Raw genomic sequence first — 21,835 nt, 5'->3', positions numbered from 1 at the left:
CAAAAACCATATGTCGATTTGACAAAAGGGCGGTCCTTCGGGCGCCCTTTTGTCGTTTTAACTCTCTCGAATAAAGAACGGAAAAGACTATGAAAAACTTCCTTCAACCGGGCAACACGGTTTCCATCGTTGCAGCAGCTGCGATCACAAGTGGTGCAGGCGTGCGCGTCGGTGTTTTGTTCGGTGTTGCTGCGCATGATGCTGCGATCGGCGATGACTTGGAAATCACGGTGACGGGCGTGTTCACACTTGCCAAGGCGACGGGATCAGCATGGGCCGTTGGGGATGCGCTCTATTGGAATGGCACGGCGTGCACGACCACCTCAGGCACTGGCAATCTTTTCGTCGGTGTCGCGTTGAGTGATCAGTTGAGCGCGGATACGACTGGCAGCGTGCGGCTGAACGGGGCGTCGCCTGCGGCTCTCACGTCGACCTGATGACATCGGTTTTTGATGGCATGGCTGGCGTTATGAACGCGGCCTTTGGTGCGCCGGTGCTTTACCAGCCTGTTGAGGGGGAGCCTTCAACAGTGCAGGCCTCTTTGCGCGAAGGGCCAATTGAGGTGGCGGGAGGCGATGGTCATCCGATCTTGATCATGAACCCGACACTTCAGGTGCCTAAGACTGTTTTGCCAAACATAGCGCGTGGGGATCGTGTTTCTAGCGTGGCCAATCCAAGCGATGTTTATTTCGTAATCAACCGCTTGCCGAACGGCTCGCCTGCAAGTGATGCGATGATTGTCTGCGAGCTTGAGGCTTTTCGAGAATGACCCATTATCGCTCTGAATACCGTGCGGCGGCGCGTGCGGCTTTGGTTGATCTGTCGGCCTTGGCTGAGTTCAAATCAATGTCGGCGTGGTCACAAAACATCGATGCGGACACGCTGCCTATCTTTGGCGTGGCCACACCGACTGAAGCAAAAGAACGCGAAAGCCATTCCAGTTCAATGCGCAGCACAAATCTCGTTGTTGTTCTCAAAACCCTCGGGGGAGATGACATTGAGGACGAATTGGATGTGCTGAGTGATGCCGTTGAAGTGGCAATTATCACGGCACTTGGAACGGCTTCAGTGGACTGTGATTTGCAAAACACGACCACATCCGTTGATGGGCAAGGGGGCAGCCGTATTGGCACGTTGTCCCTTCAGTTCACGGTCATCACATCACTTGAGGATCCGGTCGCGCAGTAGCGTGTGGCGGATCTCACTCTTTCAATCTTGAACACTTAAGGAGGCTGGTAACATGTCAGCAAGCAGCGGTGCGGTGCGGGGCTACGGCTCAACCGTCAAAATCAAAGTCGGCGAAACACCCGTGGTGACATCGATTGTCGGCATTGGCGAATTCGAGTTTCCAGATCAAACGCGTGACAACCTCGATGCCACTTGCCTGACCTCTCCCAATGATACGGAAGAGGCGATTAAGGATATGAAAAAGGTCGCGGTTTGGGCCTTGTCGCATCACTACGTTCCCAAAAGCGACATGGATGTCGCCTTGTCGGCGGTGGAAGCCAGTGGCGAAACCTTCATTCTCGAGATCACAGCCATCGGCGCGGATCCTGTGGAGTACGTGGCCTACCTGAATGGCTATGTGCCAACGGGCGTTTCTCCAAAGGGGATTATGATGGCCAAGTCGACCTTTACCGTTCAAGCCAAAATCGTCGCTTAGGGGGTGGCTATGACTAAGACACTTAAAACCGGCGCCATCAACGTCACTGTCGATGGGACCAATTGGACGCTGTTGTGTGACTTCAACGCGATGATCGATTTCCAAGAGGAGACGGGCCAAGACGCGACAGAGTTTCTGGAGAAACTTGAGCAACGGGGCGCGAAAGATGCACCGAGTATGGCAACATTGATGCCTCTCATGCGTAAATTCATCTGGGCATGCCTGGTGCAAAGTCATCCAGACGCCACATTGCGAGATGCGGGGCGCATCATTTCTGTGGCCCCTAACGCATTGATGAACGCAGTCGGCGCGGCTTTCCCAGATTCTGAGGACACTTCAAAGTCTGAAGGCGCAGATCAAGATGGGAGCACGGGAGATGCGCTGGGGGAAGGCGAAGCAGCGCAGGAATAGATATTCTTGCGCTGCACTCAGAATACATGATCGCAGGGTTTGACGCGGACAGTTTTTGGCGGCTCACACCGCGTTTGTTTGTGCAGCGCATGATGGCTGCCAAAAAGCGTGAGGACATAAAGCAAGCCCGCGCAACCGAGGCCATTTGGGTGGCGCATAACTATGATGCGGATGAAGTGCGCAAATACATCACGGATTTGCGAGGCGACGCACCGATTCAGTTGCCACCTGAAGCTTTGGAGGGCGCGTTGCGCTCAGCCACCTCCAAACACCCCACGATGACCAAGGCCGAATACCTCAAGAAATTCAAGAAAGGAGAGTGATGCAATGTCGAGTGTAGTTGGCCGGCTCAAAGCGCAGCTTGGATTGGATGCGACAAAATTCAATCGAGGTATGGATAAATCACAAAGCCGGACGAAGAAATTCGCGGTAGCTGTTGGGCGAAACATGGCTTTGGCAGCTGCGGCCATTACTGCGACAGCCGCTGCCAGTGTGGGTGTTATGACGCGCAACTCTTTGGCTTTTGTGGATGGGCAGGCGAAAATGGCGCGCTCAGTCGATGGTACAATTGACGGGCTGCGGTCATTGCAAATGGCGGCAAGTGATGCAGGGGTGTCGACATCTGAAGTGAATAAATCTGCACAGATGATGAGCGCGCGACTTGCGGAGGCCGCTTTGAAAGGAGGGGCATCTGCGGATGCTTTGGAGCGCGTGGGGCTCAGTGCGGAAACCTTGTCCAAATTGGATGTCGATGAGCGTGTGGCGACGATAGCCGATCGCATGAAAACACTGGGGTTCACTTCTGCGCAGACGTCTCAGTTTTTGATGGATATGGGCGTGCGCAGCAAAGACATGGCTTTGCTGATGTCCGGAGGTGGCGATGCCATTCGTGCAGCGCGCAAAGAGGTTGTGGATTTAGGGCTGTCGCTTTCGGAAGTTGATGCTGCAAAAGTCGAAGTTGCCAATGATGCAATGAGCCGCATGAAACTTGGCACCGAAGCACTGGGAAACCGTATTGCCGTGGCTTTCGCGCCAGCACTGCGCGATATGGCCTCGGGCTTCACTGAAGGGCTGAAATCTGGTGGCGCACTGTCTACGGTCATAGACTTCATCGGTACCAGAGTTGGGCATTATATTAGTATTTTCAAAGACTTTGGGGTCATTGTTGACGCGGTTTTTGAGGCGTTTAAGCGTGCCAAAGATGCGGATGGATGGGTTGCAGACCTGTCGGCCAGTATTGATAAAATGATCGCGCCAATTGTCCGTGTTGCCACTGGTGCGTACCGCATGATTGGCATCTTTGCAGATCTTATTCGCGTAACGGGCAGCTTTGGCGGTGCGATGGCTGTTTTGAAAGACGTGGCCAGTGAGGTTTGGGTCAACATGCAGTTGCAAGCCCATGCATTCAAAGAAGACTTTCGAGGTACCGTTGGTGGCATCAAAGGTATTTGGGTCAGTGGTATCGCATATCTTGCTGAAAAATGGTCTGACTTTATTGGCTTTATTGGTCCAGCTATTAATAAGATTTCTGATCTCGTTGGTTCCGATATTACGGTTGATGTTGAGGGAACAAAGACCTGGGCCGCATCCATGAGTGATGTTGCAAAAAGCGCCAAAGATGTGGCGCAATCTCATTATGATACCGCAGATGCTTTGCGCAATTTGGCAAGCTTGCCCTTGGCCTCTGTTCAACGTTTGAAGGATGCTGTGGCTGACGTGGGCGATGAGGGCGAAACCTCTTTGCGAGATGCGACAGATGCCGCTTTAGATTTGGGCGAAACGATAGATACCGCCATTATTGGCAGCTCAGGGACTGGTGCGACAGATGCGATATCCAAGGTTGAAAAACTGACGGATAAGATTGACGCCACGCGTGATGCTTGGCGGGGCGCATTCTCGGAAGCGGTCTTTGGGGCTAAATCTGTTGGGGATGCAATCGGCGGGTTGCTGCAAAAAATGGCCAGCGCGAAGTTTGATGAGGCATTCAACTCATTGTGGAGTGTTGGCCAATCCGCTCTGGGCAATTCTCAAAGTGGCTCAGGTGGACTGGGAAAGTTCTTGGGAGGCCTTCTTTCGTTTGATGGCGGCGGGCTAACGCCATCTGGATCGCGCATGGGCGGGCTGGATGGCAAAGGCGGTTTCCTGGCGATGATGCACCCCAATGAGGGCGTTATTGATTTCACCAAGGGGCAATCCGTGGCCTCTAACAGCGGCACGCAAGAAATACGCGTGACCGGCGGCGATCTAACCTTAACGGATGGCGGGCAGATCATGGCGCGGGTTCAAGTTTTGGCGGGACAGTCGGTCGATCAAGCCGTGTCCGTGGTGTCCTCAAAAATGCGCAGCACCAAATCGTTTGGGCAGCCGGCATGACGGATGTGATTGCATGGCCTCCGTTTGGGATTACCAAGTGGGAACTGGCTGAACTGCACCCGCAATCGCGCTCTGTCGGTTTGATTGGTGGACGGGCGCGCACATCGTCTGCTTTGCGATCGCGCCGCGTTGCCAAAGCCAGTGTGCGCGGCATTGGTCCAGACAAGGCTGGCGCGGGATATGTGCGGATGCTCAATCGCCTTTGGGGTGGTGGGCCTCGATTGGTGCGGGTCACGTGTTTGCCAACGTTGTGGTTTCGCGCAAAGGGCAATCTTGATCTGCGCAATACGGTTTTGGAATGGTCGGCTGGCAATGATGATCTGCTTTGGAGCGTGGATGCTGACGAACTGGATTGGTTCTATGGCAGCTATCCTTTGCAAGGTGTGCCGATGGCAGACGGGATGTGGCATGGGCTCGAGGTCACAGGCTTGCCGCCAAACACTTTGGTTGCGCGGCCGTCTGATGTGATCAAGGTCGGCGTTGGCGATGCGGATCCTCAAAGTGCCTATTGCTTGTCTGTTGTGCGCTCTGATGCGGATGGCATGGCGCTGGTGCGCACGGATCGCGCAGAGGCGTTTACCGCGTCTGGTGTTGTCAGCATCGGCGAGGCTGAGGTGATCACGTTTGAAACCATTGATGTGCCACGATCCGTGCAAGGTCTGAGCTCTGATTTTGAATATGTATGGGAGTTTCGCGAAGTGTTCGAGGATGAATATTCCGATGGGTTCGCGGTGGTTGATCCATGGAGCTGAGGCGGGGCGCATCTCCTGAGATGCTGGCCACGATGGCGGGGCATTTTTGCCCGGTGTTGCTCATCGAGGCGGATTGGCCGGATGGCATGGTGCGCTTGCACACGGGCACGGGCGATTTGGTTTGGGATGGCGCGGTTTGGCTGGGATCGTCTTGGCTGGTGCAGTTTCAAGCGCCAGAAGAAGCGGGCGGCTTGGCCACATCTGAGGCGTCGATCAAGGTCGCTGCCTCGATCGAAGATATCTTGGCAGAGCGTGGCAAGGTCATTCGCAACCGAATGGTCAAAGTGTGGTTCGCCACGACCACAACGCCTGGAGGGAATGTCTTGCAAGATGATCCCGTGGACTTCTTCGCGGGTTATTTTGACAGCCGGACGGGATCTTTGGCGCGCGCCGATGAAAATCTGTCGCATGATATGGTTCTGGGGCTTGGCATCGGGCCGAGTGCGCGGGCCTCGGCCTCGATCACGCATGGCTATGAGGATCAAGTGTCCAAATATCCGAATGATACTGCGGGGCGTCACGTGCAAAATGCGATCAATCGCGTGTTTAACGCACAGCAGTGGCCTGAGTAATGAGGCCTGAGTAATATGGCGAGGGTGATTACGCCAGCGCGCGTGTTCGCGGTTGCGCGATTGCATTTGTCCGAGCTGTTCGAGTGGCGTGCAGGGCGCGATTGCACCGCTGCCTGTGTGGTCTTTGAGGCATTGCACGGCGTGGATCCGTTGGCGCATTTTGACCAGGCATACACATCTTCGGTTGAGGCCTGTCTGATCTTAAAGCGTGCCGGCGGATATCTGGCATGGTGCCGGTCTATTTTTGACATCGAGGAAACTGAGACGCCTCAAGCGGGTGATCTGGTTTTGATCCAATGCTCTGGCCCGCTTGGGGCAGCGCTTTCAATTTGCATTCAATCTGGCGAGTACGCCGCAAAGACGGAGACAGGCATGATCATTGTGCGCTCTAAAGTTTTGGGGGCTTGGCGATGCCCTTCATAGTCGCGGCGGTAAATGCCATTGGCGCATCGATCGTGAGTGGGGCATTGGCTTTGGGGATCGGCTACGGGGGCGCGTTGGCAGTCTCTAGCGCTGTTCTGAAAATCGCAGGATCTTACCTTTTGAACCTTGCGGCGAGTGCGCTGATGGGGCGTGCGCCATCGGCTCAAGATGTGGGGCGGGAATTGGCGCAAGCGACCACAAGCCCTGCGTATAGGTTTGTTTATGGCGAGTGCCGCGCAACAGGCACGCCTGCTGGCACGCCAATCAAAGGCAACTTCATTTACGGGGTTTGGATCTTAAACTCGCGCGTGTCGGAGCTCTCTGATTTTGATCTCTACCTCGATAAGCGCCATGTGAAACTTACCGGCGATGCCTTTGATTTCGACGGCTCTGGGGCCACCGCGACAGAGTCCCCTTTTGAAAACCATGTGACGGCATGGGTGGGGCGCGGCGATCAAGTTGCGCCGCCTGCAGCTTTTACTGATGAGGCTCCGTTTGTGAGTTCAGAAGATGCGGCTGCCAGTGAGGAGGAAGCGAACTCTCTACCTGGTGGGCCGTTTGATGGTTTCCCTGAATTTCCAGACGGCATTGTTGAGGCTGCAGAGCATCTTTGGAAAACCACGGATGGGTGGCGTGGTCTGACGGTCATTTTTCTGCGCCTAAAAGCGGGGAGCAGTGGGAGCCGCGCCGAACGTTGGCCCTCAGCACCGCCTTTGGTTGAGGTCGAGGGCAAGTGGTCAAAGGTTTATGATCCACGCGATCTGTCTCAGTCTGAAGAGGATGAAGCGACTTGGGCATGGTCTGACACGCATGCGCTGTGCGTGCGCGATGCTTTGACGCAAAATCCGATCCGGCAATATCGGTCTGATCAGTTGCACAGCTCGTTTATTGATGCGGCCTCTGAATGTGATGAGATCATATCGCTCAAGTCCGGAGGCCAAGAGGCGCGGTATACTTGCGCGGGCACAATTCGGTTCTCAGAGGGGGAGATCGAAGATTTGCTCATTCCCATGATGGTCTCTGCGGCTGCGGACTTCATTCGTGTGGGAGGCAAATTGGGATATGCCTCAGGGGTCTACCGCGCGCCAACGGTGCGGCTGGACTACCTTTTGGGCGATGGCTTCCAGTTTCCAGATATGGTGCCGGGCGATCAGCTGGTGAACCAATTGCGCGTGTCCTATCTGTCATCGTCGCGCGGGTACCAGACAGCGGATTTGCAACCTTGGGACATTCCTGGCGCAGTTGAGGCGGATGGTGGCTTGGCGGCGGTCAAAACATTGGATCTGCCTTTTTGTGCCTCGGCTACCCAAGCCATGCGCGTGCGCAAAATCATCGGGTTGCGGTTGCGCCGGCAAGAAAAGATCATCGGGGGCACGCTGCCGCCTGAGGCCTTTGATTTAATCGGCGGGGCCACGGCTGAGATTGCTTTGCCGAGCCCTTATGATGCGCTGGATGGCGTCTATGAAATCGGCTCAATTCATCCGGGGCTCGATCCGATTGGGGAAAGCGGCGAAGTCGCGATGCGGCTGCCCGCGTCTTTGACGAAACATTCAGCAGATATCTATGCCTGGAACCCGGCTACGGATGAAGAAGACATCTTTGATGAATTCTACGATGACACGCGCACGGGCATTTTGCCACCCGGAGAGATCAGCATCACGACAGGCGAGGCGGTCAATCAGGACGTTGGCGGCACGATTATCCCGCGCATTTTGTTCGCGGTCGCTCCGTCATTGTCCTCGGGCGTGTCCAGCTATGAATGGGAATATCGTCAAGATGGCGGCGATTACACCACGGGTGGCTACATCGATGGCGAAGTGCGTGATGGCTCGGATAATGTCTTTGGATATCTGACGGGGGTTTCGGGCCAGCTCTATGATTTGCGCGTGCGCGCTTTGGCATCTGGCGCGCATTCTGATTGGGTCGACATCAGTGGCATCACACCTGTGGTGGCGCTTGATCTTGATCTGCCAATTGATGGCGCGGCGATTGGCGGTGCTGGTGAAATCACGGTCACATTCACCACGCCCAATGACGCTGACTTTAAAGCGATCGAGTTTTATGGCGCCGATACGGACAATGGCGCGGCTGCGAGTTTGCTTGGCTCGGCAATTTACACGTCGCCCAATACGCTCGTCAGCATCACAGAAATCGATTTAGCAGCCGCAACCACGCGCTTTTATTTTGCCCGCTCACGCGGTGATTACGCCAGCGCATCACCACTGAGCGCAAGCGTCACAGCAACCACAGATCCTTAATCATTGGAGGCAGATATGCCAGCACCACAACTCTCCGTCACCGTGTCCGGTGGCGGGCCAAAAATCGCACGCCTTAAAGATTTGGAAGATGGCGTGAATGCGGGATTTAAGGCGCTGTTCTCGCAAGCGCTCGAATTGGCCTCTGCAGGCAACGCCTTTGGCTCTGTTGAGGACGGGTTTGAGGTAACGCCAAACGGCGGTGTCTTTTCTGTGCCGTCGTTGGATGAAGACGGCCTGTTTGATTATTACAAAGTCGAAGATGGCGCAGCTGAGCTGTTTGGCACCAGTGCGGATCTGTCGAAGCTTTTGGCATTGGTTGAGTTGGTCACTGAAGACCGTGTTGCAACCCAAGAGAGCGCGACATCAGCTGCACAGTCAGCGTTAAGTGCGACCGCCTCTCTTGACGCCCTCATTGCGATGGGGCTCTGGGATTTTGCTCCAAACAATTACGCGGATCTTATTGCTTTGACTGGTATGGTTGATGGTAATACTGCGCTGGTCCGAGACACTACTTATGTTTGGAAATATGACGGCACCGATTGGTCCGACACAGGCGAAAGTCCGCTATCACTGAAAGTCGATAAAACTATACTTTCAGCCATGTCTTTCCATTGCGCAGTGGGCGGCACAGAAAACGCTATCACCCTGACGAATACAGACGTTCCAAACTTGGTAGCTGGATTGAGCTTGCGCTTCACCGCGACAGCCACAAATACAACGGCTGGCGTGACGATCCAAGTGAACGGCGGCGGAACGTATAACCTGAAATTGCAAACTGGCGGCAATCCGGGTGTAGGCGCGATCAAGTCAGGTTGGACCTATGATCTCGTCTGGTCCGGTGCGCCCTCAAACGCGTTCAAGCTTTTGAATATTGCAGATCAATATATCTCAAAGGCAAATAATTCGTCGTTGATCCCGAGCGTGGTTGGGGGCACGGCGAATGCCATTGAGGTGACGACAGACTTTGCTCGTGTCAACGGGTCCATCCTGATCTTTAGGGCTGTGGCGACCAACACGATTACAAGCCCGACGCTCAATGTAAATGGGATTGGTGCTTCTACAATTCGTCATGCGGATGGTGGGCTTTTGGCGGCAGGTGACATTGAACAAGGCCGATTGCATTTAGTGCGGTATGATGCAAGTGGCGGCAATCCTTGGGTCTTGTTGGCGTCTGGTATAACCCTAGGTGATCTGAAAACAGTCTCGGATAGTGTGGATGCATTGGATACCCGTGTTACCGTCCTGGAAGGTGCTTCTGGATCATCTGGGTCTTTTGAAGCGGAAGCCTTGGCACTATCTGAGAAGATCAACGGCCCATCGTCGGGTGATACTGATTGGTCTACAAGTGAACGGAACCCGAACAACTTCTTCACTTGGTCCGAAGGCGTTCGAACCCAAGACGCACCTTTAGAGCTAAAAATTCTTGGCTTGGGATCATCTATCGACACTGGCGCTGGTGCGGATGATGGCGGGGCGTCAGCACCTTCTCGGATTTTGCGAGACTGTCTGAACGAGACGTTTGGTTACATGCGTAACGTCGAGTTCTCTGCTGAGGTGAACGCTGTTGGCGGAGAAACCGTTGATCAGTTTATGGCCCAACTAACAGGCACGGATGCTGGCGACTACGACCTAATCGTCGGGTTCAACAATATGAACAGCGGTGGTATTGCCAGTAGTTCTGGCGCTGCCACGATGGAAAGTGTGTACGATGACTATATCGAACTGATTGCGGCCATTCGCGGTGTTGACCGCAATGCTATGCCGATCATTACAAATACTTTCCACCCGCACACAGACTTCTTGTCTGGCGGTGGAGACCCTCAGCAATTCCCTGATAGCTACCGCTCATCTTGGCCGACCAGCAACACAACCTATGCTGTCACCGATGACCATGCATTCGATGCTGTCGCTGGCACTATTACACTGCTTGCCATCAACACGTATGGGTACACATTGGCTGTTGGCGACAAGCTGAGTGTTCTTTCGGGTGACAATGCCGGTGTTTACACAATCGCCGCAATCGATTGGACGACTGGTGTTGTGACGGTAAGCGAGACAATCCCAGTCACCAGCACCTATTCTGTCAGAATCCAAAATACTACCGTTGACGAAGAACGTGTCATTTGGCCCGCCAACAGTGAGCGTCTGGTGAAAATGGATCGCACAGGCAGTGGCGTGAAGCATTACGGCTGGCGCACTTACGACGAACAAAACTTCCGTATCGGTCAGGCATGTACTGATGCAGGGGCAATGCTCTGGGACTTGCAAGCGATGCAATACCGATACTACGACCTCGCGTGGGCCTCCGGTAACTTCACAGAAGCGACTTTACCAAATTCGATGTTTCGCGCTGACGCCACCATAGACGGGGACGGAACCGGACTAATCCAACACAACCACCCGAACGCTGCGTTCTACAAATTCGCATATGGCGCGCTGGCTGCTCAGTTTGCGCTGCATGTCCGTGACAGAACGCTACACAAAAACAGGGTTTTGGGGTGACGCGACCCTCCGGATGACTAGTGTCACTAGCAGGTACAAAACCTCACATTTCTTAGAAACCAGTTTCTCAAATCATCAACCACACCCGCCGGTGAAACGGCGGGCTTTTTTATGAGGACAACGCATGTTGAACGAGATTCTTTTTGCGCCGGCGCGCGCTGTCGCAAAAGACCAAACGGGCAGAAATTCAATCACATCGACCAAATGCGCAGGTTCTTGAAACAGGAGCAGAGGGCAAAACCATGACAAAACTTGAGGCAATGATGACAAAGACAACGACAGGGATTTCAGCCGTTGGGGTGACGTTACCAGCTTGGTGGCCAACGTTAGAGGGGGCAAGCAATGTGGCTGTATTGTTGGTGCCGATCTTATCTGCACTCTGGCTGCTTGTGCAGATCGTGACCTTCGCGCGCAAAAACTGGCAGGCTTATCACCGGGCGGATGACGGCTTTGTCGGGCGGCGTGGTGTGTTTGGGATCATGGCTGCTGCATCGCTTGCGGCGGCGGTGCCGGTGGTGTCTCAGTTTGAGGGGCGCAGTTTAAACGCATACCGCGATGTTGTTGGTGTCGCGACGATCTGTGACGGTGTGACGCTTGGTGTGCGGATGGGCGATACGGCCACGAACGCGGAATGCGATCAGCTTTTAGCGCGAGAACTGCGGACGCATGCGGCGGGGCTCTCAGCGTGTATCGCGGACGATGTGGAAAAGGCAATCCCGCGCGATACGGCGGTGGCGCTGATCTCATGGACTTACAATGTGGGCGTGACTGCCGCCTGCGGATCCACGCTGGTGCGCAAGCTCAATGCCGGCGATCTCGTCGGGGCCTGCGCGCAGCTGCCACGCTGGAACAGGGCAGGCGGCCGCGTTGTGCGCGGTCTAACGAACCGGCGCGCGGCTGAATTCGATTTGTGCATCGGAGCGCTGTGATGAAGTCTTGGGGTCTATGGGTGGGCTGTGCTTTGATCGTGGCCTGCGCATGCTTGTTCGCATGGGCTAGCACGCTGCAATCCGATCTTTCGGGGCTGCGGGTCGAAAATCAGCGCCTCGATCGCAACTGGCAGATCTCGCAACGCCAAATCTATGCGGCGGCGCATGCGCAGGCCGTAGCTGCGCAGTTTCGAACGGATCAAGCTGCGCGTGACGCCAATTTGCTTGAAAACAGCCAAGCCATTGAAGGGATACCAGATGCGCCTTTGCATCCTGATCTCGCTGATCTCATTAACGGGCTGTGACGCGTTTAAGCCGCGCGAGGTTCTGGTTGAGGTCCGGCCTGTGATCGATCAAGAGCTTTTGCAGCCCTGTTCAATATCAAGCCGCAAGGTTGCGACGGCTAACGAACTGGCACTCCTGGCAATCGAACACTTGGGCACGGCCCGATGCGCCAATGCCAAAATCGCCGCCATATCAGAAACATTGAGAGATCAAAATCGCGCAGAATAGGCGGGGCTTTTCGATGTGAACGGCCTTTGCGGACATTTGCCCTCTGGTTCCAAATGTCTACATAACTTCACATTCTCGACATTATCTGGCTGCAATCATCATAGATGGCTAAAGCAAACTGTATGAGGGGTATGTCGTTTATGTACAAGTTGTTGCTAATGCTTACATTTGTGCTCGCACTGGTCGAGCCGGAATCGGCTGATGCCGACGAAGTGCTGGCGCGTATTGATCGCAATACAGTCGTCACAGATGCTGCCAGAGACGATGGCTTTAGCCATGGAGAGCAAATCTGGATAGATACGTCAGGCATTGTTCGACCTTCAACGCACCGAGTTGGTACATTGCAGAACGCGCGCTATGGGTACAAGTACGGCTCGGATCGGAGCGTATTTGTTGATCCGGACAATTCGGTCGAAAGTGTCTTCGTAAATTGCCGACGAGACCGGATAAGCGGGCGCAACTTGTGCTTCATGAATATCGGATTCTCAAATCTTCAAATTTTATTAGCACCAAACGGTCGGGCCACCGCTGCATGTGTGATGAGGCATGACTTCCCTGGGAGAGCAGCTGCAGTCCGCGTCGAGGGTTACCAGTTAATCCGCACCGATGAGACCGGGTGCGTGGGGTCTAACACCGCAGTAAGACTTCTCAAGCAACTGTCCTCAGGTCAAACATTGCATGTTCAGAGGGTCGAGTGGCCATATGATGTCGGCAAGACTACGACCATGCAGATCAATGGCAAAGTGTCTATTGCTCTGCAAATTTGGAAGTTCACCAATGGTGGTCGGTTTTCAGAAAAACTATTCAGGGCGGATACCAGTCTGACGCATCGTCAAGACATTGTTCGCCGAAACGGTATGTAATTTATTGCAACGCGAAGGAGGTCTCTCAAGTTTGTCACTGGCACTCAAAAAGAAATCCTTGGATGCTCGTAAATTTGACAAAACTGACATTTGTGTTGCGCAAAGCATCAGTTGGTCTGGGCTCATTGCCGACTTTCTCTGCGTTTGCAAACAAAATCAATGCCAAATAAATGGGCGAGAGGTGGCTCTGCGGGACAAAGCTGCCGCGCGCCGCACTGCTTCAATGTCTGGTTTGGCAAATCGTTCAAAAATGGTCGTTTTTGAATATTTACCTACAAACGCCGCCCAACAGGGGCGGCGTTTGTAGGTCATTTCTTTAGTTGCAGATGACAGTACTGCCAACTCGGGTGCAAGTGCTGGTAGTGCCTGAATTACTGTCACTACAAATTGTATTAATGCCGACTTGTGTGCATGCAGATCCTGCAAAAGCAGACGTTGTTGCTAGCATTGCCAAAGAAATGCCCAAAATTGTTTTTTTCATGAAATTCTCTCTGTTTTGATGTTTACTTTCGTTGGTAGTCTCTGGCAGTCAAATGCAGCATTAATACGTTCATTCTTGGGAATGAATGTGCTGGGCTGTTAAATTTAGTCAGACAAATGATAATTTTCGGAAGTACGGTATTTGAACGGCCACAGTTCTAAAATCGTTCCTAAAACGCTCCTTTTTGGCACGTCCCGAGAAGGCTTTGCCTGCTGCCTCCACAAACCCCGTTCAAAACTAAGGGAGTTATTGAAGGTTTTTGGCTGTCTTGCAAAAGCGGACATTCATGCGTCACGCAGCATGTGTGACTCTGGGCTCTAACCCGACATTGAATGCAGCGCAGCATTTGGCAATCCGCTACGTAATCACTTAGCTAAATCGCTTAGTCGTATTTAGCCGGGGATTATACTAAGGACGCACCCTTTGCTTTGATGGGGTGAAGGAAATGGCTACTTCGGTTATCTATCGGACAATTTGGCCAGCCACTTCCAGCCTTCATATTTGTCACCTGTTTGTTTGATGTGGGTATATCGCTGCAGTGAAGACCAGGAGCGATGACCTGACACGGCTGCAACCTGAGGAATCGTTTCTCCAATTTCGAATAATCGCGTGACACCTTCATGGCGTAAGTCGTGGAAGCGCAGGTCTTGAATTTCCAAAACTTTACATGCTCGTGTGAATGCTGCGCTGATGGTATCGCTCTGAAAAGGGAATACCATCGGGTTCTTTTTTGGCATCGCAAGCGCGATACTCATGGCTGGGGAAGGCAGATCGCACCATACATCATTGCCTATCTTGTCACCTGGGTGTTTCATATCTTTGATGAACACTCTGCTGTGCGTCTGGTCCAACCCCTTCCACGCCACCCTTGTGATTTCTTCCTGCCGTCGCGTCGAAAATAGCGCAAACCCCACCACGCGATGCATTGGCAGTGAGTTTGGGCGTCGGTGGTGCTTGTCTTCGAACATGGTCAACAATGCATCAAGTTCGTCTAGGGTAGGGCGGCGGTCACGCTTCTTCGCTTTTCCGGTTATTCCAAGGCGATTGCAAACCACGAACGCATCTTTCATCGCTTGCTGGTTCAGTGGAATGCCCCATGCTGGCCTAGCAACGGCAAAGATTGCCCCAAGGTGGGACATATAGTTTCCAACGGTGGCTGGTGATCGTGTCGCGCTAAGTTCTTTGGCAAACTGAACGATGTCATGGCTTTGGATTTCATTACAGCTCATAGATGCGATGTCATACTCGCGAATTGACCTCAGCACCTGGGCTTTGGTGCGGCCAATTTCCTTGACGCTTTCAGTGATGTAGCGGTCGATGGCAGTGCTTAGGGTTCTGCCTTTGCTTTTCACGCTAGACAGGTCTGCGCCCGCTGCGGATATTTCCTTCATTCGTTTCTTGAACCAAGCTGCGGCTGAAGAATGCTTGTCAAAAGTTCGAGATTCGCGGTGCGCCCATTTGCCATTTCGTCTGATGTTGATTTGTGCAACATAGGCGATAGAACCATCTTTACGTTCGCGTTCTACAATCTGGGGCATATCTGAACAACATTTTTAGGATATTTGAACAACTTGTATTGTTCAAACAGTAAAAAACGGGCAAAAACAAGCGAAAATAAGCAATAATGTGCGATGCAATGCGGAGACCACTTTGAGTAATAGTTATTTAAATTCAGATGCTTACATGGCATCAAGGCTATCCGTTGCACCCATGATGGCGTGGACGGATCGGCATTGTCGGTATTTTCACCGTCTGATGTCGCATCACGCGTTGTTGTACACTGAAATGGTCACAGCCCCCGCGCTGGTCCAAGGCGGTGCCGCGCATTTGTTGGATTACAACGAGGCTGAACATCCTGTTGCGGTGCAGCTTGGCGGGTCTGATCCGGCTGAACTGGCTTTGGCGACGAAGATGTGCGTGGACGAGGGCTATGACGAGGTAAATCTCAATGTCGGCTGCCCCTCTGATCGTGTGCAATCGGGGGCCTTTGGGGCCGTGTTGATGAAGTCGCCTGATCTTGTTGCTGATTGCGTGCAAGCGATGATCAAGGCCTCAAGTGTTGAGGTCACTGTGAAATGCCGCATCGGTGTGGATGAGCAAGAGGCGCATGATGTTCTGCCTGCTTTTCTTGCCAAAATGCAGGACGCGGGCGTCAAACGCTTAACCATCCATGCGCGCAAAGCTTGGCTGCAAGGTCTGTCCCCGAAAGAAAATCGCGATATTCCGCCGCTTGATTATGATCTGGTGCACGGGATGAAAGCTGAGTTTCCTGATCTGCACCTGTCGATCAATGGCGGCATCGCGGATGAGGCGACGATGCTGTCTCAGCTCGACGTGATGGATGGGGTGATGGTGGGGCGTGCGGCTTATCACCAACCCTATGATATTTTGGGCAATGCAGATGCCTTGGTGTACTATGATACGCGCACATCTTTAAGCCGCCGCGAAATCGTGTTGGCGATGGAAGACTATATCGGGCGGCATGTGGCAGCAGGCGGCAAACTGGCGCAAATCACACGCCACATGCTGGGGATCTTTGCGGGCCAACCCGGAGCCCGCCGGTGGAAACGCATCTTGTCAGAAGGGGGCTATAAAGAGGGGGCTGATTTTAAATTGGTGCGCGAGGCTTTGGCCGCGATGGATGATCTTTAAAACAAGTTTTGTGATCTGACCCAATCCGCTGCATACAATCTGGCCCAAATGAAAACGCCCCCAAAACTGGGGGCGTTTATTTTATTCTGCGGCGGATGCGGGTTTGCCACTGTTCGCAGGTGGTTTTTGATCTATTGCTTTCGGCCTTGGTGAAGCCTCCTCCGCTTGATCATCTGCGGCCAATCCAGCAAATGGCTGAGCCTGATAGGGGGCAACATCCCAGATAAACTCAGGATTGGTGGCCCGTTTGGCTTCGCGTGCCAAGGTGAAATCACGCGCGGTTTGTCCCTGTCGTCCAAGGGCTGCGGCGATCACCGTCACAACGTAGCGTAAGATCACCCAGATCCAAACGCGAAGTGCAAGCATCGCGGGCGTGAAAACCAGAGTCAAAACTGTCGCAATGCCAAGACCAAACACCACAGCCGTGGCCAAGTTGGTCCAGAATGCCGCCGTGGGTGAGTTCAAAGAATAGCCACCATTGATGAAATCCAAAGACAGACCAAACATCATCGGCGTCAGGCCCGCCATAGTGGTGATGGTGGTCAAGAGCACGGGGCGAATACGATCTTCGGCTGTGCGTACAATGGCGTCAATGCGGGGCATGATCCGCGAGTATTCTTGATAGGTGTCAATCAACACGATGTTGTTGTTCACCACAATCCCCGCGAGCGCGACAACCCCCGTGCCGGTCATGATCATGCCGAAAGACATATCCATCACCAAAAGGCCCACCAGAACGCCAGCGACAGACATTACCACCGCCAATAGCACCAGAACCGAGTTGTAGAACGAGTTGAATTGGGCCAGCAAAATGATGAACATCAAGGCCAAAGCGGCGGCAAACGCTTTGCCAAGGAAGGCACCGGTTTCGCGTTGTTCTTCGTCATCGCCCGTCCATTCCCACGTGACACCGTCGGGTAAAGGCGTGTCGTTTTCAAGCCAAGTTGTCAAAAGCGCGATGCGCTCTGCTGGGGTGATGGCGATGCCGTCATCTGTGGTCGTTTCTGAGGCCACGCCCGCTTTCACATCGAAATAACGTTTTTGATCCACGCGGTCGATTTGTGCCAGCTTTTGCACAGGTTCGCGGGTGATGAAGTTGGACAGAGGTACAAGGCCGCCCGAAGTGCGGACTTTGAGATTGTCGAGGGTGGACATCACACGGTCTTTTTCAGGCAAGCGCACGCGGATGTCGATTTCTTCATCCGAGCTTGGCACCCGCATCGTGTCGAGGGTGATCCCACGTGTCACGAGTTGCACCATACCGCCAACAGTGGCCACATCCGCACCGTAACGGCCCGCTTTGGCCACATCGACATTGATCTTCCAGTCGATGCCGGGCAGGGGGCGGGTGTCTTCGATTTCGGTCAGGGCTTGGGTGACCTCAAATTTGTTGCGTACCGTTTGCACTGCCTCATCCAGCACCTCAAAGTCGTCACCGACAAGGCGCAAATGGACAGGTTTGGCCGAAGCAGGACCGCCCGACAAGGCAAGGATTTCTGCGTAGATGCCAGGGATTTGGTCTAGGCGTTCTTGCAGCTCATCCAGCACAGTGTTGCCGTTGTATTCTTCGGCCACATGAGTGTCTTCAAAGAACAAGAACCCATCTTCAGTCACTGTGGGACGTTCGGCCCATGGAATCAGTTCCACTTGGATTTGACCGATGGTGTCCCGCGGACCTTCGCCGCCACCTGTGTTGGCGTTCAATCCGCCAGAGCCTGCAAAGGCAAAGGCATTGTCGACGCCGACTTGGGTCAAAACCACATCTTCAACTTGGCGCACAAGCGCGTCTTTTTCGTCCAACGACAAGTTGCCACGGGCGCGCACATAAATGATCGCCTGCTCTGGCTCGGTGTCGGCGAAGAACACGACTCCTTTGTTGTTGGCGCCGTAATAGCCGAAAATGCTCACAACACTTATAATAACCGCAGCGATGGTGACGACAGGCATCACCGGATTGCCCGCGATGGCATAGGTGAACCAGCCAAAGGCAGAGCGCTTGTATCCGGCGCGGATTTTCTGTTCCTTTTTCTCGCGACCTGCTGCGGCCAAAGTAATACCAGACAATGCAGAGCCTACAAGGAACACCCCAGCGCCAGCAATAAGACCCACGGGGCCATCAGGGGCTGTGCCGCCAAACAGGTAGCCGGGGTTCATCAATTGTCGCAAGCCTACGAAGACCATGTAGGTCGAGGGGACAACCAAAGCGGCACGCACAAGCCATGGCAGATGCGCTTTGAGAACGGCCGAGCTGCGATCAAACAGGCGTGACATACGGCCCGAAACACCGCCCATAACAGGCAGATAGATCAAGGCCACGATCAAGGATGCAGAAAGCACGAAAATAATCGTAACCGGCAACATGCCCATGAATTCGCCCGCAACACCGGGCCAAAACAGCATCGGCAAAAAGGCGCAAAGCGTGGTCGCGGTCGAGGATACAATCGGCCAGAACATGCGTTTTGCGGCTTCAATAAAAGCCGCCATCGGGCCTTCGCCCTCGGCCATTTTACGATCGGCATATTCCACGACAACAATCGCGCCGTCCACCAGCATCCCCACAGCCAAAATCAAACCGAACATAACGATATTGGAAATGGTGATGCCCATGAGGCCAAGCAGGATGAAACACAGCAAGAAAGATGTGGGGATCGCAAAGCCAACCAGCAAAGCAGACCGAATGCCCAAAGAGGCCAAAACGACGATCATCACCAAGGCCACAGCGGTCAAAACCGAGCCTTCAAGTTGGCTCACCATCGATGCCACTTGCGTGGATTGATCATTTGAGGTGCCGACATTGATCGCTTCTTGCAAGGCTTGCGGCCATGTGGCGACTTCTGCATCGACCTCGGTTTTAATCAATTCGACCGTATCGATGATCGGAAAGCCTTTGCGTTTGACAACTTGCAGCGCGACACTGTCAACGCCGTTAAAGCGCGCCGTGCCTTCGCGGTCTTCAAACGTCAGGCGAATAGATGCCAGATCGCCAAGCGTGATGACGCGGTCGCCGTTTACTTTGACAGGCAGCCCCATGACATCGCTTTGGTCATTGAAAGAGGCAGGGATTTTGATCGCAAACGTCCCCGTCGCTGTGGACACTTCGCCAGCGGCCACCAGTTGGTTGTTCTGTGTGACGACTTGGATCAACTCAGCGGCGGTGACATTGTAGGATTCAAGGCGCAAGGGATCGATAATCACTTCGAGCATTTCGGCGCGATCCCCTGTCAGGGCCGCTTCCAAAATGGGTTCAAGCCCTTCCAGACGGTCTTGCAGCTTGCTGGCGTATTGCACCAGCGTGCGCTCTGGCACGTTGCCGGTCAGATTGACGATGAGAATAGGAAATTCGGAAAAGTTGATCTCGTTAATCGAATAATTATCTGCGCCCGCAGGAAATTTGCCCTCAGCACGGTTCATACGATCGCGCACATCGGCCATGATTTTGGTCTTGTCCCAGCCGAATTCAAACTGCAACGCGACACCTGCATAGCCTTCTGAGGCTGTGCCTGTCATCACATCCAGCCCATCAAGATCGGACAGTTCGGTTTCCATCGGCTTGACCAACAGACGTTCGCTGTCTTCAGCAGAAATGCCTTGGAAGGGCACAGATACAAACAAAGCTGGAATTTCGATATCCGGTTCGCCCTCTTTGGGCAGGCTCACATATGCGGTTGTCCCCAAAACTAGGGTCAGCGCAATGAAAGCCATAATCATTCGGGCGCGTTCACCGGCCCAATCAACGATTCCCGTCATTTGGCTGCTCCTTCAAAGTGCGGATCAACCAAAACGCCTTTGCTGACATATTCCTGACCGACTGTGATGATGTCCACGTTTTCGGGCAAGCCCGCGACCCAGATACCGTCTTGGGTGTCGCGGATCACTTCGATGGGCATGAAGTCAACAACATTATCTGCGCCCACAGTGCGTAACCCGATGACGCCATCATTGTTGAGCGTCAAAGACGATTGCGCCACCAGATGCGCCAAACGTCCAGCAGAGGAAATGCCGATTTCAACGGTTTGACCATCGCGGATGGCAAAATCTGTATTGGGCACTTCGACTTCAACGCGGAAGGTGCGTGTTTCAGGATCTGCAGAGCGCGAGAGGAATGTCACGCGACCTGTGACTTCTGTGCCAGAGATCAACCGCGCGCCCGCCAAAGCGCCAACTTCGATTTTGTCGACCTCGGTTTCAGGGGCAAAGCCAACCAATTTAATCGGATCAAGTTGAATGACTGTCGCGCATTCAGCACCAGCTTGCAGTGATGTGCCGAATTCTGCCGTGTCTGTTTCCAGAAGGCCCGCAAAAGGCGCTGTGATTTCAAGGCGTTCGATGTCTTTTTGCGCTTGCGCCACTGAGGCACGCGCATTTTCCAATGCGGCCTCGGCAGAGAGAACTCTGGTCTCAGACGCATAACCGCCCTCAGAAAGGGTTTGCGCATTGTTCAAACCAACTTGCGCTTCTGCCAGACCAGCACGGGCTTGAGCCAATGTTGAAGCGCGTGTTCCAGGATCAAGTTCGCACAGCATCTGCCCCTGTTTAACATAAGCGCCTTTGCGCAGGGGTTCTGAAATCACTTGACCGGCAGTTTGCGCCGCGACGGTCACTTGGCGCGCTGCCTGTGTTTCGCCGCGCAAAATAACCGCGCTGTCCAACTCACGTGCAACAGAATGTGTGGCGACCACATGTACGGCTTTTGTCTGCGCTTCTTCCTTTAAGCCGGGCGGTGCAAAGGCATCCACTTCGGTTTCGGCGGCTTCCACGACGACAGGCGCGCCAGCTCCAGCGGTAAGACGGTCGCGTTCAAAAATAAAGAAATACAGAGCCACACAAACAAGCAGGGCGATGAGGATTGACATAATACGCATGGGGTAATTTCTGTGTCCGTTGGTCTTAGGCGGCATCGAGCCGGATTTAGATATTAGGCTTGATCGGTGAAAATAGTGTGCGAAAGCCTGCAGATTGAGTAACTGTTTTGGGTCTGTTCAATCGTCAGGCTCCAAATCTTACGTCGGTCTTAAAGAGATTAACATTGTGGTCAAGATGGGGAAGAGGGATGTGTTTCGCAAGATGAGAGATCACATTTCATCACTTATCTGTGCAAAGCAGGCGTGTGTGTCGTTGAACCTTTTAATTATACGTCTCTTTCATCGTTATTTAGATGGCTTTGGCGCAATTTCGACCATTTTAGTCTGACCTTGGGCATATTTGTAAAAAATAGTGTTGAAAATAGCATCGGGAGAGGCAATTTTTGTCTCTCTTGTACTGGGATTGTATCGAAGCGAAAGGATCGTGGGGAGTAACTGAAGGAGGTTAATAAAGGTTACGCTGTTTGTGGTGTCCTGTTTTCTGTTTCATATGCGATGGCATGTCGTATCAACGCAATGTTTCACATCCTCTTGGCAAGGGTTCGTGGTTCGGGGTAAGAGAGGGCCAACACGATAAATAT

At 53.4% G+C, this 21,835-nt stretch carries 20 protein-coding genes; 17 read left to right on the top strand and 3 right to left on the bottom strand.

Annotation, left to right across the window (positions count from 1 at the left end; translation table 11 throughout):
• Positions 1-89 precede the first annotated feature (89 nt).
• From KO503_RS12960 to KO503_RS12890, 16 genes are all read left to right on the top strand, one after another.
• Positions 90-437, top strand: a complete 348-nt coding sequence (locus KO503_RS12960) for a DUF2190 family protein (RefSeq protein ID WP_215991965.1) — start codon at positions 90-92, stop codon at positions 435-437.
• Entirely contained in the window at positions 437-769 is a 333-nt protein-coding gene (locus KO503_RS12955) for a head-tail joining protein (protein ID WP_215991964.1), read from the top strand. The genes KO503_RS12960 and KO503_RS12955 overlap by 1 nt, the downstream gene beginning before the upstream one ends.
• Positions 766-1,188 (top strand): cytochrome P450, encoded by a 423-nt coding sequence (locus KO503_RS12950; RefSeq protein WP_215991963.1) that lies wholly within the window; start codon positions 766-768, stop codon positions 1,186-1,188. The genes KO503_RS12955 and KO503_RS12950 overlap by 4 nt, the downstream gene beginning before the upstream one ends.
• A 52-nt stretch (positions 1,189-1,240) precedes the next feature.
• Positions 1,241-1,663 carry a phage tail tube protein gene (locus tag KO503_RS12945; RefSeq protein ID WP_215991962.1) on the top strand — a complete coding sequence of 141 codons (423 nt, stop codon included), beginning with the start codon at positions 1,241-1,243 and terminating at the stop codon, positions 1,661-1,663.
• 9 nt (positions 1,664-1,672) lie between these two features.
• Positions 1,673-2,074 (top strand): hypothetical protein, encoded by a 402-nt coding sequence (locus KO503_RS12940; RefSeq protein ID WP_215991961.1) that lies wholly within the window; start codon positions 1,673-1,675, stop codon positions 2,072-2,074.
• Positions 2,075-2,100: 26 nt separating this feature from the next.
• Positions 2,101-2,397 (top strand): hypothetical protein, encoded by a 297-nt coding sequence (locus tag KO503_RS12935; RefSeq protein ID WP_215991960.1) that lies wholly within the window; start codon positions 2,101-2,103, stop codon positions 2,395-2,397.
• 4 nt (positions 2,398-2,401) lie between these two features.
• Positions 2,402-4,447, top strand: a complete 2,046-nt coding sequence (locus KO503_RS12930) for a hypothetical protein (protein WP_215991959.1) — start codon at positions 2,402-2,404, stop codon at positions 4,445-4,447.
• Positions 4,444-5,199 (top strand): hypothetical protein, encoded by a 756-nt coding sequence (locus KO503_RS12925; RefSeq protein WP_215991958.1) that lies wholly within the window; start codon positions 4,444-4,446, stop codon positions 5,197-5,199. The genes KO503_RS12930 and KO503_RS12925 overlap by 4 nt, the downstream gene beginning before the upstream one ends.
• On the top strand, positions 5,190-5,771 hold the full coding sequence (locus tag KO503_RS12920) for a hypothetical protein (protein ID WP_215991957.1): 582 nt from the start codon (positions 5,190-5,192) through the stop codon (positions 5,769-5,771). The genes KO503_RS12925 and KO503_RS12920 overlap by 10 nt, the downstream gene beginning before the upstream one ends.
• A gap of 15 nt (positions 5,772-5,786) precedes the next feature.
• Positions 5,787-6,194, top strand: a complete 408-nt coding sequence (locus KO503_RS12915) for a DUF6950 family protein (RefSeq protein ID WP_215991956.1) — start codon at positions 5,787-5,789, stop codon at positions 6,192-6,194.
• Entirely contained in the window at positions 6,182-8,452 is a 2,271-nt protein-coding gene (locus tag KO503_RS12910) for a phage tail protein (RefSeq protein ID WP_215991955.1), read from the top strand. The genes KO503_RS12915 and KO503_RS12910 overlap by 13 nt, the downstream gene beginning before the upstream one ends.
• A gap of 15 nt (positions 8,453-8,467) precedes the next feature.
• Entirely contained in the window at positions 8,468-10,954 is a 2,487-nt protein-coding gene (locus KO503_RS12905) for a hypothetical protein (RefSeq protein WP_215991954.1), read from the top strand.
• 242 nt (positions 10,955-11,196) lie between these two features.
• Complete coding sequence (locus tag KO503_RS12900) at positions 11,197-11,883, top strand: lysozyme (RefSeq protein ID WP_215991953.1); 687 nt, start codon at positions 11,197-11,199, stop codon at positions 11,881-11,883.
• On the top strand, positions 11,883-12,188 hold the full coding sequence (locus tag KO503_RS12895; protein WP_215991952.1) for a hypothetical protein: 306 nt from the start codon (positions 11,883-11,885) through the stop codon (positions 12,186-12,188). Before KO503_RS12900 ends, KO503_RS12895 begins: the two co-directional genes overlap by 1 nt.
• Complete coding sequence (lysC, locus tag KO503_RS18090; protein ID WP_436836516.1) at positions 12,142-12,396, top strand: Rz1-like lysis system protein LysC; 255 nt, start codon at positions 12,142-12,144, stop codon at positions 12,394-12,396. The genes KO503_RS12895 and lysC overlap by 47 nt, the downstream gene beginning before the upstream one ends.
• Before the next feature lie 140 nt (positions 12,397-12,536).
• The gene (locus tag KO503_RS12890; RefSeq protein ID WP_215991951.1) at positions 12,537-13,259 is read left to right on the top strand and encodes a hypothetical protein; all 723 of its coding nucleotides are present in this window, start codon (positions 12,537-12,539) and stop codon (positions 13,257-13,259) included.
• A gap of 939 nt (positions 13,260-14,198) precedes the next feature.
• Here the strand turns inward: KO503_RS12890 and KO503_RS12885 are convergent.
• A complete protein-coding gene (locus KO503_RS12885; RefSeq protein ID WP_215991950.1) occupies positions 14,199-15,278 on the bottom strand; it encodes a tyrosine-type recombinase/integrase in 1,080 nt (359 codons plus the stop codon).
• Positions 15,279-15,390: 112 nt separating this feature from the next.
• On the opposite strand from KO503_RS12885, the gene dusA reads away from it, so the two are divergent.
• Positions 15,391-16,392: a tRNA dihydrouridine(20/20a) synthase DusA gene (dusA, locus tag KO503_RS12880; RefSeq protein ID WP_290122943.1), complete on the top strand. Its 1,002-nt coding sequence runs from the start codon at positions 15,391-15,393 to the stop codon at positions 16,390-16,392.
• A gap of 81 nt (positions 16,393-16,473) precedes the next feature.
• On the opposite strand, the gene KO503_RS12875 is transcribed toward dusA, so the two are convergent.
• Both KO503_RS12875 and KO503_RS12870 read right to left on the bottom strand, forming a co-directional pair.
• Positions 16,474-20,139: an efflux RND transporter permease subunit gene (locus tag KO503_RS12875; RefSeq protein WP_215991949.1), complete on the bottom strand. Its 3,666-nt coding sequence runs from the start codon at positions 20,137-20,139 to the stop codon at positions 16,474-16,476.
• Entirely contained in the window at positions 20,136-21,254 is a 1,119-nt protein-coding gene (locus KO503_RS12870; RefSeq protein WP_215991948.1) for an efflux RND transporter periplasmic adaptor subunit, read from the bottom strand. The genes KO503_RS12875 and KO503_RS12870 overlap by 4 nt, the downstream gene beginning before the upstream one ends.
• Between the last annotated feature and the right edge of the window lie 581 nt (positions 21,255-21,835).

This window comes from Pacificibacter marinus, from assembly GCF_018860505.1.
GTDB lineage: Bacteria > Pseudomonadota > Alphaproteobacteria > Rhodobacterales > Rhodobacteraceae > Celeribacter > Celeribacter marinus_B.
Note: the sequence above shows the minus strand (reverse complement) of the source record. Positions and strands in the feature narration are given on the sequence as shown.

What these genes read in the sequence shown, in the direction of transcription:
- KO503_RS12960 (WP_215991965.1), top strand. Translation starts at nt 90, where the DNA reads ATGAAAAACTTCCTTCAACCGGGCAACACGGTTTCCATCGTTGCAGCA.
- KO503_RS12955 (WP_215991964.1), top strand. Translation starts at nt 437, where the DNA reads ATGACATCGGTTTTTGATGGCATGGCTGGCGTTATGAACGCGGCCTTT.
- KO503_RS12950 (WP_215991963.1), top strand. Translation starts at nt 766, where the DNA reads ATGACCCATTATCGCTCTGAATACCGTGCGGCGGCGCGTGCGGCTTTG.
- KO503_RS12945 (WP_215991962.1), top strand. Translation starts at nt 1,241, where the DNA reads ATGTCAGCAAGCAGCGGTGCGGTGCGGGGCTACGGCTCAACCGTCAAA.
- KO503_RS12940 (WP_215991961.1), top strand. Translation starts at nt 1,673, where the DNA reads ATGACTAAGACACTTAAAACCGGCGCCATCAACGTCACTGTCGATGGG.
- KO503_RS12935 (WP_215991960.1), top strand. Translation starts at nt 2,101, where the DNA reads ATGATCGCAGGGTTTGACGCGGACAGTTTTTGGCGGCTCACACCGCGT.
- KO503_RS12930 (WP_215991959.1), top strand. Translation starts at nt 2,402, where the DNA reads ATGTCGAGTGTAGTTGGCCGGCTCAAAGCGCAGCTTGGATTGGATGCG.
- KO503_RS12925 (WP_215991958.1), top strand. Translation starts at nt 4,444, where the DNA reads ATGACGGATGTGATTGCATGGCCTCCGTTTGGGATTACCAAGTGGGAA.
- KO503_RS12920 (WP_215991957.1), top strand. Translation starts at nt 5,190, where the DNA reads ATGGAGCTGAGGCGGGGCGCATCTCCTGAGATGCTGGCCACGATGGCG.
- KO503_RS12915 (WP_215991956.1), top strand. Translation starts at nt 5,787, where the DNA reads ATGGCGAGGGTGATTACGCCAGCGCGCGTGTTCGCGGTTGCGCGATTG.
- KO503_RS12910 (WP_215991955.1), top strand. Translation starts at nt 6,182, where the DNA reads ATGCCCTTCATAGTCGCGGCGGTAAATGCCATTGGCGCATCGATCGTG.
- KO503_RS12905 (WP_215991954.1), top strand. Translation starts at nt 8,468, where the DNA reads ATGCCAGCACCACAACTCTCCGTCACCGTGTCCGGTGGCGGGCCAAAA.
- KO503_RS12900 (WP_215991953.1), top strand. Translation starts at nt 11,197, where the DNA reads ATGACAAAACTTGAGGCAATGATGACAAAGACAACGACAGGGATTTCA.
- KO503_RS12895 (WP_215991952.1), top strand. Translation starts at nt 11,883, where the DNA reads ATGAAGTCTTGGGGTCTATGGGTGGGCTGTGCTTTGATCGTGGCCTGC.
- lysC (WP_436836516.1), top strand. Translation starts at nt 12,142, where the DNA reads ATGCGCCTTTGCATCCTGATCTCGCTGATCTCATTAACGGGCTGTGAC.
- KO503_RS12890 (WP_215991951.1), top strand. Translation starts at nt 12,537, where the DNA reads ATGTACAAGTTGTTGCTAATGCTTACATTTGTGCTCGCACTGGTCGAG.
- KO503_RS12885 (WP_215991950.1), bottom strand. Translation starts at nt 15,278, where the DNA reads ATGCCCCAGATTGTAGAACGCGAACGTAAAGATGGTTCTATCGCCTAT.
- KO503_RS12875 (WP_215991949.1), bottom strand. Translation starts at nt 20,139, where the DNA reads ATGACGGGAATCGTTGATTGGGCCGGTGAACGCGCCCGAATGATTATG.
- KO503_RS12870 (WP_215991948.1), bottom strand. Translation starts at nt 21,254, where the DNA reads ATGCGTATTATGTCAATCCTCATCGCCCTGCTTGTTTGTGTGGCTCTG.